Origin of the sequence: Nocardia sp. NPDC088792, from assembly GCF_044750615.1 — a bacterium.
GTDB lineage: Bacteria > Actinomycetota > Actinomycetes > Mycobacteriales > Mycobacteriaceae > Nocardia.
Genome location: NZ_JBIVKC010000002.1, coordinates 906,032 through 919,403, shown reverse-complemented (window position 1 = coordinate 919,403; position 13,372 = coordinate 906,032). Strand labels below are relative to the sequence as shown.

13 protein-coding genes are annotated in these 13,372 nt (G+C 68.4%); 8 read left to right on the top strand and 5 right to left on the bottom strand.

Annotated elements, in window-relative coordinates; translation table 11 throughout:
• Nucleotides 1-14 precede the first annotated feature (14 nt).
• From ACIP5Y_RS13470 to ACIP5Y_RS13460, 3 genes are all read left to right on the top strand, one after another.
• The gene (locus ACIP5Y_RS13470) at nt 15-1,553 is read left to right on the top strand and encodes a carboxylesterase/lipase family protein (protein ID WP_400351265.1); all 1,539 of its coding nucleotides are present in this window, start codon (nt 15-17) and stop codon (nt 1,551-1,553) included.
• Between the two features lie 151 nt (nt 1,554-1,704).
• Nucleotides 1,705-2,202: a hypothetical protein gene (locus ACIP5Y_RS13465; RefSeq protein ID WP_400350038.1), complete on the top strand. Its 498-nt coding sequence runs from the start codon at nt 1,705-1,707 to the stop codon at nt 2,200-2,202.
• A gap of 89 nt (nt 2,203-2,291) precedes the next feature.
• A complete protein-coding gene (locus ACIP5Y_RS13460; protein WP_400350037.1) occupies nt 2,292-2,600 on the top strand; it encodes a DUF3467 domain-containing protein in 309 nt (102 codons plus the stop codon).
• 126 nt (nt 2,601-2,726) lie between these two features.
• Here ACIP5Y_RS13460 and ACIP5Y_RS13455 read toward each other — a convergent pair whose 3' ends face one another.
• The 3 genes from ACIP5Y_RS13455 to ACIP5Y_RS13445 form a co-directional block, all read right to left on the bottom strand.
• Nucleotides 2,727-4,049: a cytochrome P450 gene (locus ACIP5Y_RS13455; protein ID WP_400350036.1), complete on the bottom strand. Its 1,323-nt coding sequence runs from the start codon at nt 4,047-4,049 to the stop codon at nt 2,727-2,729.
• 142 nt (nt 4,050-4,191) lie between these two features.
• Complete coding sequence (locus ACIP5Y_RS13450) at nt 4,192-4,911, bottom strand: TIGR03089 family protein (RefSeq protein ID WP_400350035.1); 720 nt, start codon at nt 4,909-4,911, stop codon at nt 4,192-4,194.
• Nucleotides 4,899-6,386, bottom strand: a complete 1,488-nt coding sequence (locus ACIP5Y_RS13445; protein ID WP_400351264.1) for an LCP family protein — start codon at nt 6,384-6,386, stop codon at nt 4,899-4,901. The genes ACIP5Y_RS13450 and ACIP5Y_RS13445 overlap by 13 nt, the downstream gene beginning before the upstream one ends.
• Nucleotides 6,387-6,690: 304 nt before the next feature.
• Here ACIP5Y_RS13445 and rfbD point away from each other — a divergent pair, with 304 nt between their 5' ends.
• The 3 genes from rfbD (at nt 6,691) to ACIP5Y_RS13430 (ending at nt 9,638) form a co-directional block, all read left to right on the top strand.
• On the top strand, nt 6,691-7,575 hold the full coding sequence (gene rfbD, locus ACIP5Y_RS13440) for a dTDP-4-dehydrorhamnose reductase (protein WP_400350034.1): 885 nt from the start codon (nt 6,691-6,693) through the stop codon (nt 7,573-7,575).
• Nucleotides 7,576-7,586: 11 nt separating this feature from the next.
• The gene (locus ACIP5Y_RS13435; RefSeq protein WP_400350033.1) at nt 7,587-8,483 is read left to right on the top strand and encodes a glycosyltransferase family 2 protein; all 897 of its coding nucleotides are present in this window, start codon (nt 7,587-7,589) and stop codon (nt 8,481-8,483) included.
• Between the two features lie 63 nt (nt 8,484-8,546).
• Nucleotides 8,547-9,638 carry a sugar phosphate nucleotidyltransferase gene (locus ACIP5Y_RS13430; RefSeq protein ID WP_400350032.1) on the top strand — a complete coding sequence of 364 codons (1,092 nt, stop codon included), beginning with the start codon at nt 8,547-8,549 and terminating at the stop codon, nt 9,636-9,638.
• Between the two features lie 80 nt (nt 9,639-9,718).
• Here the strand turns inward: ACIP5Y_RS13430 and ACIP5Y_RS13425 are convergent, their stop codons facing one another.
• Entirely contained in the window at nt 9,719-10,147 is a 429-nt protein-coding gene (locus ACIP5Y_RS13425) for a DUF4267 domain-containing protein (protein WP_400350031.1), read from the bottom strand.
• Between the two features lie 89 nt (nt 10,148-10,236).
• Between ACIP5Y_RS13425 and ACIP5Y_RS13420 the strand changes: the two genes are divergently transcribed.
• Nucleotides 10,237-10,821 (top strand): TetR/AcrR family transcriptional regulator, encoded by a 585-nt coding sequence (locus tag ACIP5Y_RS13420; protein WP_400350030.1) that lies wholly within the window; start codon nt 10,237-10,239, stop codon nt 10,819-10,821.
• A 58-nt stretch (nt 10,822-10,879) separates the two neighbouring features.
• Here ACIP5Y_RS13420 and ACIP5Y_RS13415 read toward each other — a convergent pair whose 3' ends face one another.
• Entirely contained in the window at nt 10,880-11,698 is an 819-nt protein-coding gene (locus ACIP5Y_RS13415; RefSeq protein WP_400350029.1) for an SDR family oxidoreductase, read from the bottom strand.
• A 177-nt stretch (nt 11,699-11,875) separates the two neighbouring features.
• Between ACIP5Y_RS13415 and ACIP5Y_RS13410 the strand changes: the two genes are divergently transcribed.
• Nucleotides 11,876-13,357, top strand: coding sequence for a phytoene desaturase family protein (locus ACIP5Y_RS13410; RefSeq protein WP_400350028.1), 1,482 nt, complete (start codon nt 11,876-11,878; stop codon nt 13,355-13,357).
• Nucleotides 13,358-13,372 lie beyond the last annotated feature (15 nt).

The window sequence follows — 13,372 nt, the reverse complement described above, 5'->3', positions numbered from 1 at the left end:
CTCGAGTCTTCGACATGTTGTCGGATCAGGACAGCGGGCCGGTCGCCCGGACGGAATACGGCGAGGTCCGCGGCCGTATCGAGGGCGCGGTCAGCGTCTGGAAGGGCATTCCCTACGGCGCGAGCACCGGCGGCCCGAACCGCTACCGGCGCCCCCGGCCGGCCGAACCCTGGGACGGCGTCCGCGACTGCGTGACCTTCGGCGATATCGCACCGCAGAGCGCCGGCTTCGTACCCGTCGACTCCGGACTGGTCATGGGCGAGGACTGCCTCTGGGTGAACGTCTGGGCCCCCACCGCCTCCGCCGACGAACCGCGCCCGGTCATGGTGTGGATCCACGGCGGCGCGTTCTGCCTGGGTACCGCCGCCCAGGCGATCTACGACGGCCGGCGGCTGGCCGAGACCGGCGACGTGATCGTGGTCGCGGTGAACTACCGGCTCGGCGCCCTCGGCTTCCTGGACCTGTCCGCGCTCGGCGCCGAGTTCACCCCGAACCTCGGCCTGCACGATCAGATCGCCGCCCTGCACTGGGTGCGCGAGAACATCGCCAACTTCGGCGGCGACCCGGACAAGGTCACGCTCTTCGGGGAGTCCTCCGGCGCCGGGTGTGTGACCGCACTGCTCACCTCGCCGCTGTCGGCGGGCCTGTTCCAGCAGGCCATCGCCCAATCCCCGCCCGCCACAACGGTTTTCGGACCGGAGCGCGCGGCGGGCGTGGCCAAGCGATACCTCGATCTGCTGGAACTGCCCCCGGAACGCGCGGCCGATCTGCTGGACATGCCGATCGAACGCATCGTGTCCGCGGCCGGTGTGCTGCTCGACGAGGTGCCCACCCGGGAGCCCGGCCGGCTGGCCGCCGCGCCCGTGGTGGACGGCGAACTGCTGCCCGCATACCCGAGTGAGCGTTTCCAGCAGGGCCGTTCGCATCGGATGCCGCTCATCATCGGCACCAACAAGGACGAGGCGTCCCTGTTCCGGCTGTTCCGCTCGCCGATCATGCCGGTCACCCCGGATGCGGTGAACGCCATGTTGCGTGGCGTGGCGGCCGAACATCCCGGCCTGTCGCCGGAGCGGATCGCCGACATCGCCTCCGCCTACGAGGTCAGCACGCCGCGCGGCGCGCTCACCATGTCCACCGACGCGGCCTTCCGCATGCCCTCGCACTGGGTGGCGGACGCGCATTCGGCGCACTCGCCGACCTGGGTGTATCGCTTCGACCATGCCACACCGATGCTCAAGGCCGCCCGTGTCGGCGCGGGCCACGCCACCGAATTGCCTTATGTCTTCGGCAATTTCGGCTCCTTCGACTACGACCCGAGCTTCTGGCTCGGCGGACGCAAAGCGGCACAGGATGTTTCGGGCCGCATGATGCGCCGCTGGCTGGCCTTCGCCCGCTACGGCGTGCCCGCTGCCATCGACGGTTCCAAGCATTGGCCGCCCTACTCCGCCGCCGATCGCAAGACGCTTGTCATCGACAATATCGACCGCGTGGAGGTGGACCCGGATCATGACCGCAACTCGGTCTGGGGAGATCAAATCGTCGGGTTCTACTGAGCTGTAACGGAATCAGCGGTGTAAATTTTCCGGAGTATTTCGTCGATGTTTCGTATTCGTTGCCATCGATCTTGTGTCGAGCGGAGGATGGACATGTCCGCTTCACTGATGCAGAGGATGTGAAATATCCAGCGGGATAAAGGAATTCGAGATGGCACAAGAGAGCAACGAAACCACGCGTGAGCAGGCCCCGACCACCCGCGACATCGATGCGTTGCAAATGCAGATGAACGAAGCGCGTCAGGAATCCCAGAGCGCGCGTCAATTCGCCCAGCAGGCGCAGAATCTTGCGCGACAGTCCCAGCAACAGTCCCGGCAGGTCCAGCACCAGGCGAACCTGGCGCAGAGCGAGGCCAACCAGGCCAACCAGCAGGCGCAGCAGGCGCGCCAGCAGGCGCTGCAGGCGCAGAACCAGGCGCAGCAGGCCCAGAACGACGCCGACCGGGCGCAGAACCAGGCGCAGCAGGCCCAGACCGAGGCCAATTCCTCACAGCAGCGGGCCCAGTCGGCGCAGGATCAGGCCGATCAGGCCGGTCAGCTGGCCCAGCAGGCCGAGGATCAGGCGACCCGCACCCAGGATCGCGTCGGTCAGTGGGAGCTGCAGCTGAACCAGCTGCGGCAGCAGACCCGGCATCTCCAGAACCGGTAGTCAACCGTAACGGTACCGAAAGGGTCACCGATGGTGGCCCTTTCGGCCATAGGCGACGATGTGCCTATAAGCGAAGCGACGATGTACCGATGAGCGAAGAGCCGCCGCCTCCGGTGAATGTCGAAGTGATCGTTCCCGAGGCGATGAACGTAGGAGTGTATGCCAACGGATTCACCTGCTGGTACAACCGAACGGATTTCACCATCGATTTCGTCGTCTACCTGCCGACCGAACAATCGGTCGACGACGGTGGGAAATCTGTAGTGCGTCAACCGGTACAAGTCGTATCGCGGGTGAAATTTCCACCGTCCATGATCTTCCGGCTCATGCAGACCCTCAACGACAGCATGAGCAATTACGAGCAGCAATTCGGCTCGATCGTCCACCTGGGCGAATAGGAAAGCGAATGATATTTATTTCCAGCCGTATCACGATGCCCGCGGGGACGCCCGCCGACTGGATCGTGGTGACCGACCCGGCCGTGCGTTATCGGCCGGTGCCGATCAAGGGCCGCCGGTATGCCGTCACACCCTCGGCTCCGACAACCGCTCGGCCGTGGCGTGCGCGCGGTCACCGAGATGCACCGGCATCGCGGCATAACCGTGCAGAGTGAACAGACTGCGGCGCCGCGGTGCTCCCGCGAGACGCAGATCCGGGAACTCGTCGAACAGTGACCGCAGCGCGTAGGTGCCCTCCATGCGGGCCAGCGCCGCACCGAGACAGACGTGGATGCCGCTCGAAAAACTCAAGTGGTCCTTGGCATTCGGCCGCGTGATATCGAAGCGGTTCGGGTCCTCGAACACCTTCGGGTCGCGGTTCGCGCCGGCCAGCGACATCAGCACGACGGTGCCCTTGCGCATGCGCCTGCCGTCCAGTTCGGTGTCGCGCAAGGCCATTCGCGCGGTGGTCTGCACCGGCGAGTCGAAACGCAGCACCTCCTCGACGGCCTGCGGCCACAGGTCGGGATCGGCGCGCAACAGGTCCAGTTGCTCCGGATGCGACAGCAACTGCACCACGCCGTTGCCGATGAGATTCACTGTGGTCTCGAAACCCGCGCCCATCAACAGGACCGCGGTGGCCTTCAGCTCCTGATCGTCCATATCGCCCGCCGACACCAGGGCGCTGAGGATGTCCTCGCCGGGCTCGCGCCGCAACTGCTCGATATGCCCATCGGCGTAACCGTCCATGGCCTGCATGGACCGCACCGCATCCCGCCACACCCGCCAGCGGATGCCGATGTCCAGCATCGGGCTGATGTCGTCACCCCAGGCCAGGAACTCGTCCCGGGTCTCGTACGGGAAACCGAGCATTTCGGAGATGATGGCGATCGGCACCTGCGCGGCGAAACCCTCGACCAGATCGATGGATCCGCCCGACGGCATCCCGTCCAGCAGTTCGGTGGTCACCGACTCCACCCGATCCCGCAAGCGGCCGATCGCGCGCGGCGTGAAGGCCGCCGACACCGACTTGCGTAGCCGCGTGTGCTCCGGCGGATCGCTCACCAGCATGGACGGTTTCTCCACCGGATTGGCCGGCAGCGGCGCGGCCTCGAAGACCCGCCGCATCGGGCTGCGCTCGGCGAAACCGCTGAGCCCGTACGAACCCCAGGTGGTGTCGCGCAGGACGGCCCGGGTCAGCTCGTAGTCGGCGGTCGCCCAGCCGAGCGGACTGCGGAACAGCCGCCCCCGCCCCCGCAGGTCCTCGATGTGCGGGTAGGGGTTCTGCAGGCCGGCGGCGCTGCCGATGAGCGCCGCGAACGGGTCGCCGCGGCGAGCCTGGAGTCGCAGGACGTATCGGGGCGCGCCCTGTTCGGCGAGCCACCGCAACCAGTATCGCGGGCTCATCATCGCTGACTCCCTCGTCGTCGGATAACTCCACGGTACGGAAAGTCCTTGCGGTAAAAAACATCCCGTGGCGGGAAACAGGGCTCCTACCTGGGTAGGTGCCCGCAGCCCCACATCGGGTTCTCAGGAGGTTCGTAAACCAACCTCAGGCTTGCCGCCGCGCGGTGATCCGCTCGGTGCCGATGCGCCGCTCCTCGGCGGCCGGATCCGGATTGGCGACCTGGACCAGCGACGCACCCGAGACCAGCACCGCCACGAAACCGTCGATCACCTCGGCGGGCGTCTGCCACGAACTCGACGACAGCACCCGATCACCGGCCGTGAAGCCCTGCCGCGCGGCCGATTTGCGAGCCTTGTCCAGCACCTCGGATACCGACTCGCCGTCCAGCGCGCACCCCACGCCGCCCGGATGGAACTGATCGCCGTGCACCCGCACCGACGACGCATAGTCGGTCACGCCGATCGGCAGATCCCGCACCGGCATGCCCATCGGATCCAGGGACAGCGCCGCCACCTCCGGAATATCCCCGGCCTCCGCGATGCGATCCGCGGTGACCAGCGCCAGCTCGGCGTCCGGATCGGCGTGCAGCACCACCTCCACCCCGGCCCACCAGCAACCGAGCAGGACGGCCGCGGTCTGCCAGTGCGCGGGCAGCAGCACCGCCACCCGGCTGCCGGAGGACAGCCCGAACTCGTCACGAATCATATTGGCGGTCTTGGCCGCCCAGTTGGCCAGCGTCAGCGCGGACAGTTCGATCCGGGCGCCGGTGGCGTCGTCGTAATAGGTGATGCGCGGGCCCGCCGGATCGCGGGCGAGGATGGGGTCGAGCACCGCGTCGGTGAGGGTCTCTGTCAGTTGACGCATTTCGGTCCGTTCTGGCCGGCATCGATGGGTGCGGCGGGCGCTACGGGGATCGCGGTCGCGGCGCCACCGGAGAAATCGAAGGTACCGCTGCCCGTCGCCGAACCCGGACCAGAGTAGTCACTCGCGAGAACCACCCGGATCGACCCCTCCGCCATACCTGATTCCGAGATCACCGGCAGCCCGCCGAGCGCCTGCGCCACCGCGCGCGCCTTGGGGTCGCCGCCGGACCCGGCCAGCACCCGGCTGGTCTGGATCGGGCCGCCGATCCAGTTGTCCACCGTGCCGGTGCGGAAACCCTTGGCCGCCAGCGCCGTCGCCGCCTGCCCGGCCAGGCCGCCGGTGCCGCTGGCGTTGTAGACGTCCACCGCGAAACTGGTGGTGTCGACGCCCGAATCGCCGGAGTCGTCGCCCACCGCCTTCGCCACGAACTTGTGCACATCGGCCGGATCGACCTTCACCACCGATTCGCCGTTGTCCGTCCAGCCGGCCAGATCCTTCACCGGGATGGTCTCGAACTTCACCAGGCCACCGGAGAGATCCTTCAGCTCGTGCAGGAAGCTCAGCACATCCCAGCCGTCGTCCAGCACCACCGTGCGGCCCAGCGCATCGCTGAGATCACGCAACCGGCCCGGACTGGTCAGCATCTTGGCGCTCAGCACCTGATGCACCAGCTGCGCCATGTAAACCTGCTGCCGCACAATACGATCCAGATCGCCACGCGGCAGTTCGTGCCGCTGCCGCACGAAGCTCAGCGCCTGCGCGCCATTGAGCTGCTGCTGACCGGCGGGGAAGTCCGCGCCCGAAAGCGGTTCGTCCACCGCATTGTTCAGGCATACCTCCACCCCGCCGACGGCGTCGGTGAGCAGCACGAAGCCGAGCAGCCCGACCTCGGCGTAATGGTCCACGGTGATACCGGTCAGATTGCCCACGGTCTTGATGAGCGCCTGCCGGCCCGCCAGCGTGGACCGGCGGTCGGCCTCGGCGGGGACGACGCCCTGATCGATGAGCTTCTGCTGCTGAGTCGCCTTGGTCACGCCGTAGGCCGAATTGATCTTGCCCATGCCGATTCCCGGAATGTCCACATACGCGTCGCGCGGAATCGAGATGGCCGTCGCCGACTGCCCGTCATTGGGCACCCGGATGAGAATGATGGTGTCGGTATTGAGGCCGCCCTCGTCATCGTCACCGGCGTGCAGCATGGCCAACTCGTCCGCGGTCAGCGGATTGCCGTGCGCGTCGGCCCGCGCGTCGATACCCACCATGAGGATGTCGGTCGCGCCGTCGGACTCACCGCCCAGCCCCAGATTGCCGATCCGCTCGATGCCCGAGATCAGCTGATCCACGCTGTGCCAGCCCAATCCGGTGAGCACCAGCGCCAGCACGGAGAGCAGCGCCGCCAGCGTCCGCCGCGGGTACTTGCGATGCCAGGGTGTGCGACGGCCGCCGAAGGGCGTCCGCGAGCCGCCGAGGGACATGCGGGAGCCACCGGAGGCGGGTGGGCGTGACGGTAGCGGCACCGATGCCCTTGTGGTCTCTGGCAACTCCACTGTCCTTTCTGTGCCTATTTGCCCTCCGCTTCGCTCCGGGCGGGTTCGCGGCGCTGTAAGTCTCGGTCTTCCCTCCTTCCGCTCCTCCGCTTCGCTCCCCCGCTCCACTCAGTCCAGACCGAGACGCGCCGCGAACCACCCCTGGGTGCAGGCTAGACGCGGTAGCCAGGATGTCGCTGTAGCTCAGGCTCCGTGAGTCGCGGAGTCGCGAAGTCGTGCCAGACTGTCGGCCGTGACTTCCGCTTCCCCCGTGACTCCCATCACCACGCCGCTCGTGGTGACCGGAGCACACGGACAGCTCGGCCGCGCACTGCTGCACCTCGCACCCGGCGCCCAGGGCCTCGGCCGCGCCGAACTCGACATCACCGATGCCGACGCCGTGCGTGACGTGGTGAAACCCGGTGCCGTCGTGATCAATTGCGCGGCATACACCGCCGTCGATCAGGCGGAGACGGATGAGGATCGGGCGTTCGCGGTGAACGCCACCGGGCCCGAGGTGCTGGCCGGCGTGTGTACCGCGGCCGGGGCGCGATTGATTCAGGTCTCCACCGACTATGTGTTCCCCGGCACGGCCGACCATCCGTATGAGCCCGACGACCCGACCGGGCCCGCGACCGTCTACGGCCGCTCCAAGCTCGCGGGGGAGCAAGCGGTGCTGCGGATCGCGCCCGCGGCGCACATCGTGCGGACCGCGTGGGTGTACTCGGGGCAGGGTTCGGATTTCGTCGCCACCATGCGGCGGCTGGAGGGTGAGCGCGACACCGTACGGGTGGTGAACGACCAAATCGGTTCGCCCACTTACACACTCGATCTCGCGGCGGGCCTGCTGGAACTGGCGGCCCGCCCGGACCCGGCGGCGACTCCGGGCGCGCACCGGATCCTGCACGCCACCAATGGCGGGCAGGGCAGCTGGTTCGAGCTGGCCCGCGCGGTCTTCGCCGGCCTCGGCGCCGATCCGGAGCGCGTACTGCCCTGTGGCACCGAAGATTTCCCGAGACCCGCTCCGCGCCCGGCATATTCGGTCCTTTCGGGCAAATCCTGGGTTGCCGCCGGACTTGCCCCCCTGCGTGATTGGCGACTTGCACTGAGTGACGCACTGCACGGCATCTCCGACTAGGCTGGCCCCCCGTGAGCCCCTCGGATCAAGTCGGACGGCCGACCATCGCCGTCGTCACGGTGACCTACTCGCCCGGTGAGCACCTCGAGCACTTCATCAGCACCCTGGCCACCGCAACCAGCGAGAAACCACAGGTCATCCTCGCCGACAACGGCTCGGTGGACGGTTCACCCGAACTGGCCGCCGAGGCCAATGCCCATGTCCGGCTGCTGCGCACCGGCGGCAATATCGGCTACGGCGGCGCCATCAACCGCGCGGTCGCCGAGATCGACCCCGATATCGAATTCGTCATCATCGCCAACCCGGACGTGCGCTGGGGCACCGATTCCATCGATACCCTGCTGGCGGCCGCGCGCCGCTGGCCGCGCGCCGGCGCGCTCGGCCCGATGGTCCTCGAACCGGACGGCAGCATGTACCCGTCCGCGCGTTCGGTGCCCGGCATCGCCGACGGCGCCGGGCATGCCATCCTCGGCTCGGTCTGGCCCGGCAACCCGTGGACCCAGCGCTACCGCCAGGACAGTGCCGAACCCTCCGAGCGTCCGGTCGGCTGGCTGTCCGGTTCCTGCCTGCTGGTGCGCCGCGCCGCCTTCGATTCCATCGACGGATTCGACTCCCGTTATTTCATGTACATGGAAGATGTGGACTTCGGTGACCGCATGGGCAAGGCGGGCTGGCACAATGTGTTCGTGCCATCGGCCGAGGTCACGCACGCCAAGGGACACGCCGCGGGACGCCACCCCGAGACGATGCTCCCCGCGCACCACGCGAGCGCGTACCGCTTCCAGGCCGACCGGCACCCGCACTGGTGGCAGGCTCCGCTGCGGCTCGCGCTCAAGGCTGGACTTGCGATCCGTTGCAGGCTTGCGGTTCGATCTGCGCTGCGTGAACGCGACAAGGCTGTCGGCTGAGCCGCGGGAACGCGACCGATTAGTCTCTTTGAGGCTCACCGACACCTGACCACAGGGGAGAAGATGGCGAACAGCGGTAGTACCGCCGGGTCTACGGACGCGGTGATCCTGGTCGGAGGCCAGGGCACCCGACTGCGTCCACTGACCCTGTCCGCCCCCAAGCCGATGCTGCCCACGGCCGGACTGCCGTTCCTGCAACACCTGCTGGCCCGCATCGCGGACGCCGGCATCACCCACGTCGTCCTCGGCACCTCGTACAAGGCCGAGGTCTTCGAGGACCACTTCGGCGACGGGTCCGAACTCGGACTCGACATCGAATACGTCACCGAGGCCCAGGCCCTGGGCACCGGCGGCGGCATCCGCAATGTGCTGCCCAAACTGCGCGCCGACACCGTCATGGTGTTCAACGGCGACGTACTCGGCGGCACCGACCTCAACGCGGTCCTGGAGACGCACCACACCTCCAAGGCCGACGTCACCCTGCACCTGGTGCGGGTCAGCGATCCACGCTCCTTCGGCTGCGTGCCCACCGACGAGACCGGCCGGGTCACCGACTTCCTGGAGAAGACCCAGGATCCGCCGACCGACCAGATCAATGCCGGCTGCTACGTCTTCCGGCGCGAATACATCGAGAAGATCCCCGCGGGCCGCCCGGTCTCGGTGGAACGCGAGGTCTTCCCGTCGCTGCTCGCCGAGGGCGCCCACATCCAGGGCCACGTCGACATGTCGTACTGGCGGGACATGGGCACGCCCGAGGACTTCGTCCGCGGCTCGGCCGATCTGGTCCGCGGCATCGCGCCCTCCCCGGCCCTGCCCGGCCAGCGCGGCGAATCCCTCGTCCACCCGGGCGCGGGCGTGGCGCCGGGCGCACTGCTCATCGGCGGCACGGTCGTCGGCCGCGGCGCCGAGGTCGGCGCGGGCGCCCGTCTCGACGGCGCCATCCTCTTCGACGGCGCCTGCGTGGAAGCCGGCGCCACCGTGGAACGTTCGATCATCGGTTTCGGCGCCAAGATCGGCCCCCGCGCCCTGGTCCGCGACGCGGTGATCGGCGACGGCGCGATCGTCGGCGCCCGGTGCGAACTACTACGCGGCGCACGAGTATGGCCGGGAGTGGACATCCCGGACGGCGGCATCCGCTTCTCCACCGACGTGTAGCAGCAGACCGACCGACGAATGGGCCGCTCCCGATGGGGAGCGGCCCATTTCGTGTGCGGGCAGGCCGGACGAAAGGAAATTCATCCCACTGCGACGGAGGTCACGGCCGGGGATTCGGCTGCGGCCGTGCGGCGTTCGCCGAGCACCAGCAGTCCGGTGGCCGCGACCAGCGCCGCGGTCAGGCCGTGCACCCCGAAAGCCGTTGCGGTGGAACCGTCGTGGCGCAGGACGGAGAGCATGTCGCCGACCGGGATGACGGACTCCACCAGCAGCAGAATGCCGAGGGCGCGGCGTTCGCGGGCCGCGAGCAGGGCGACGACGGCGAGGCCGGAGACCACGTCGCGGACGCCCTTCACGTTCAGGAAGTCGGCGGCCTGCCCGGTCGGGTAGGCCTTGAAGCCCATGCCGGGGGCCATGCCCTGCGGGTCGGCGAGGTAGCGGACGCCGATGTAGGTGATGAAACCGGCGCCGGCGAGAGCGAGGACATTGGCGATGCGCGAGGTCTTCATTGCTGTGCTCCAGAATCTAGCGGTGCTAACTGATGAAGCAACGCTAACTGATGCATAGATAGTTTGTCTAGCGGTGCTAGAGTTTTCTCATGAAAGTCACCCAGACACGCAAGGAACGCGAGCGCTTCGAACGCCGGCAACGCATCATCGACACCGCACGCGAGATCGCCGAGACCGACGGCTGGGACGCGGTGACCGTGCGCAAACTCGCCGAACGCATCGAATACAGCCAGCCCGTGCTGTACAGCCACTTCGCCGGCAAGGACGCCATCGTGTCCGCCGTCGCGGAGCAGGGCTGCGCCGAACTGGCCGCGGCCCTGGGTGAACTCGTGGACACGGCGGACACCCCCGAAGCCGCGCTGGCCATCGTCGTGGACGCCTATCTCGCCTTCGCGCGCGACAGCGCCGCCCTCTACGACGCGATCTTCGTGCTGCCCACCGAGCTGAAATTCGGCCCGGACGCGCCGCAAGCCCTCAAGGACGCGTTCGCCGTCCTGGCGCGGACCTTCGCGCCCTTCGCGCCGCCCGACGATGCGGAAACCTTCACCGAGGTCGCCTGGAGCGCCCTGCACGGCCTCGCCACCCTCGACCGGGGAGGTCGGCTGCGGCCCGACTTTCGCGCCCAGCGCGCCGACCTCCTTGTTCGTGGCTGGACGGCCCGCATCGGCCGCTGAAAACAATGGTGCGGCGCAGTGACATGCACTGCGCCGCACCATGATTCGTCGTATGCGGCTACTCGCCCTGTGCGGCCTGGGAGATCGCATCCCATTCACGCCAAGTGGCCAGGCGGGATTCGTAATCCGCGGTCGCGATCTGCAGCGGCAATGCGCCCAGGAAGACGCGCAGCGGCGGCTTCGGCGCGTCGACCACGGCCAGGATGGCCGCGCGGGTGGCGGTCGGCTCGCCACGGCGCTGGCTGATACGGCCCTGCGCACGAGCTTGACGAATGGACTCGTAGGCCGGATTCGGGGCGCTGTGCACGGCCGACGGACCGGACCAGTCGGTGCTGAAACCGCCCGGCTCGATCAGCGTCACATGAATCCCGAACGGCGCCACCTCCGCGGCGAGCGACTGCGAGAACCCTTCCAGCGCCCACTTCGAGGCGTGGTACGCGCCGAGCGTCGGGAAGGCGCTGATGCCGCCGATGCTGGACACCTGGATGATGTGCCCGCTGCCCTGCGCGCGCAGGATCGGCAGCGCGGCCTGGGTGACCCACAGGGCGCCGAACACATTGGTCTCGAGCTGTGCCCGGACCTCCGCCTCGGTCAACTCCTCGATGGCGCCGAAATGCCCGTAGCCCGCATTGTTGACGACCACGTCGAGCCGCCCGAAATGCCCGGCCGCCTGCTCGACCGCCGCGAAATCGGCGGCGCGATCGGTGACATCCAGCCGCAGCGGCAGGAAAGTCTCCGGATACTTCGCGACCAGATCATCCACCGTGGTGAGATCGCGGGCCGTGCCGGCCACCCGATCACCCCGCTCCAGCGCGGCGAGCGCCCACTCCCGCCCGAAGCCGCGCGACACACCGGTAATGAACCAGACCTTGCTCATAAGGCCCTTCCTCAGAGTTTGATCGGTAATGGCCCGACTGGACCACGCACCCCAACCACGCTAGCCACCTGGAGTGCACTCCAAGCAAGACTTCTGCGCGCCCGCCTGTAATCATTCGGCCGCCCCGCCCGGAATCATTTGGGCGCCCCGCCCGGAACTCCGCATACCCTGGGGCTCATGGCGGACGCGGTGGTGGTCGGATCGGGGCCGAATGGGCTTGCGGCGGCGGTGATCCTGGCGCGGGCCGGGCTCGAGGTCGAAGTATACGAGGCCGAGGAGCAGATCGGCGGCGGCTGCCGCACCGCCGAGGTGACCCTGCCGGGCTTCCGGCACGACCTCTGCGCCGGCGCCCACCCGATGGCCGTGGCGTCTCCTTTCTTCCGCGCCTTCGATCTGCGGGCACACGGGGTGGAACTGCTTGCGCCGCAGGTGTCCTACGCGCATCCGCTGGACGGCGGCCGGGCCGGGCTGGCCTGGCGGGATCTACAGGACACCGCGGACGGACTTGGCCGTGACGGCCGGGCCTGGCAACGCTTGTTCGGACCGCTGGTGCGCAGGTGGGAGGACCTGGTCGGGCTGATCATGTCGGATCTGCGACATCCGCCCATCGATCCCGCCGGCCTGCTGCGCCCGGACCAGGGCGTCGAACTACGGGTACTGCGCCGGATCGTGGAACAGGCGACGCCACTGTGGAATCTGCGCTTCCGCGAGGACATCGCGCCCGCCCTGCTGACCGGCGTTGCCGCCCATGCCATCCGGCCGCCGCGCAGTTTCCCGGGGGCCGGGGTGTCCATGCTGCTCGGCACGCTCGCGCACGTGCGCGGCTGGCCGATTCCGCGCGGCGGCAGCCAGAGCATCATCGACGCGCTGGTCGACGATCTGAAAACCCATGGCGGACGGGTCATCACCGGCCACCGGGTGGACTCGCTCGGCGAATTCGACGATGTGCGAGCCGTTCTCCTCGATATCGCGCCCGCCGAATTCCAGCGCATCGCCACCCTGCCCGCCCGCTACAACTTCCTGCTCGATCGCTTCCGCTACGGCGGCGCCGCCTGCAAGGTCGATTTCGCGCTCTCCGGTCCGGTGCCCTGGCAGGCGCGCGGCTGTGACCGCGCCGGCACGCTGCACCTGATCGGTTCCCGCGCCGAAGCGGTGGCAGCCGAAAAGGCCGTGGCCGCAGGCCGGCACGCGGACCGCCCGTACGTCCTCGCCATCCAGCCCGGCGTGGTGGACGGCTCCCGCGCACCCGAGGGCAAACACACGCTCTACACCTACGCGCACGTCCCCAACGGCTCGGCGCAGGACATGACCGAGGCGGTCACCGCCCAGGTCGAACGTTTCGCCCCCGGCTTCCGGGATCTGATCCTCGCCACGCATGTGAACACCGCCGCCACCATGCCCATGCACAATGCGAACTATGTGGGCGGCGATATCTCCGCGGGCGCGATGACCCTGCGCCAGACCGTCTTCCGCCCGGCCCCGCGCTGGAACCCGTACAGCACCCCGCTGCCCGGCGTCTACCTGTGTTCCGCGGCCACCCCGCCCGGCCCCGGCGTGCACGGCATGAACGGTTATCACGCCGCCCGGCACGCCCTGCGCCACGAATTCGACGTCCGCACCGACCCGCTCGAACTGCTCACCGATCACTGGCGAATCTGACGGCCCGTCACCGAA

Excerpts from the sequence above, each read along its gene's own strand:
- ACIP5Y_RS13470 (WP_400351265.1), top strand. The coding sequence starts at position 15 with ATGTTGTCGGATCAGGACAGCGGGCCGGTCGCCCGGACGGAATACGGC.
- ACIP5Y_RS13465 (WP_400350038.1), top strand. The coding sequence starts at position 1,705 with ATGGCACAAGAGAGCAACGAAACCACGCGTGAGCAGGCCCCGACCACC.
- ACIP5Y_RS13460 (WP_400350037.1), top strand. The coding sequence starts at position 2,292 with ATGAGCGAAGAGCCGCCGCCTCCGGTGAATGTCGAAGTGATCGTTCCC.
- ACIP5Y_RS13455 (WP_400350036.1), bottom strand. The coding sequence starts at position 4,049 with ATGATGAGCCCGCGATACTGGTTGCGGTGGCTCGCCGAACAGGGCGCG.
- ACIP5Y_RS13450 (WP_400350035.1), bottom strand. The coding sequence starts at position 4,911 with ATGCGTCAACTGACAGAGACCCTCACCGACGCGGTGCTCGACCCCATC.
- ACIP5Y_RS13445 (WP_400351264.1), bottom strand. The coding sequence starts at position 6,386 with ATGTCCCTCGGCGGCTCGCGGACGCCCTTCGGCGGCCGTCGCACACCC.
- ACIP5Y_RS13430 (WP_400350032.1), top strand. The coding sequence starts at position 8,547 with ATGGCGAACAGCGGTAGTACCGCCGGGTCTACGGACGCGGTGATCCTG.
- ACIP5Y_RS13425 (WP_400350031.1), bottom strand. The coding sequence starts at position 10,147 with ATGAAGACCTCGCGCATCGCCAATGTCCTCGCTCTCGCCGGCGCCGGT.
- ACIP5Y_RS13420 (WP_400350030.1), top strand. The coding sequence starts at position 10,237 with ATGAAAGTCACCCAGACACGCAAGGAACGCGAGCGCTTCGAACGCCGG.
- ACIP5Y_RS13415 (WP_400350029.1), bottom strand. The coding sequence starts at position 11,698 with ATGAGCAAGGTCTGGTTCATTACCGGTGTGTCGCGCGGCTTCGGGCGG.
- ACIP5Y_RS13410 (WP_400350028.1), top strand. The coding sequence starts at position 11,876 with ATGGCGGACGCGGTGGTGGTCGGATCGGGGCCGAATGGGCTTGCGGCG.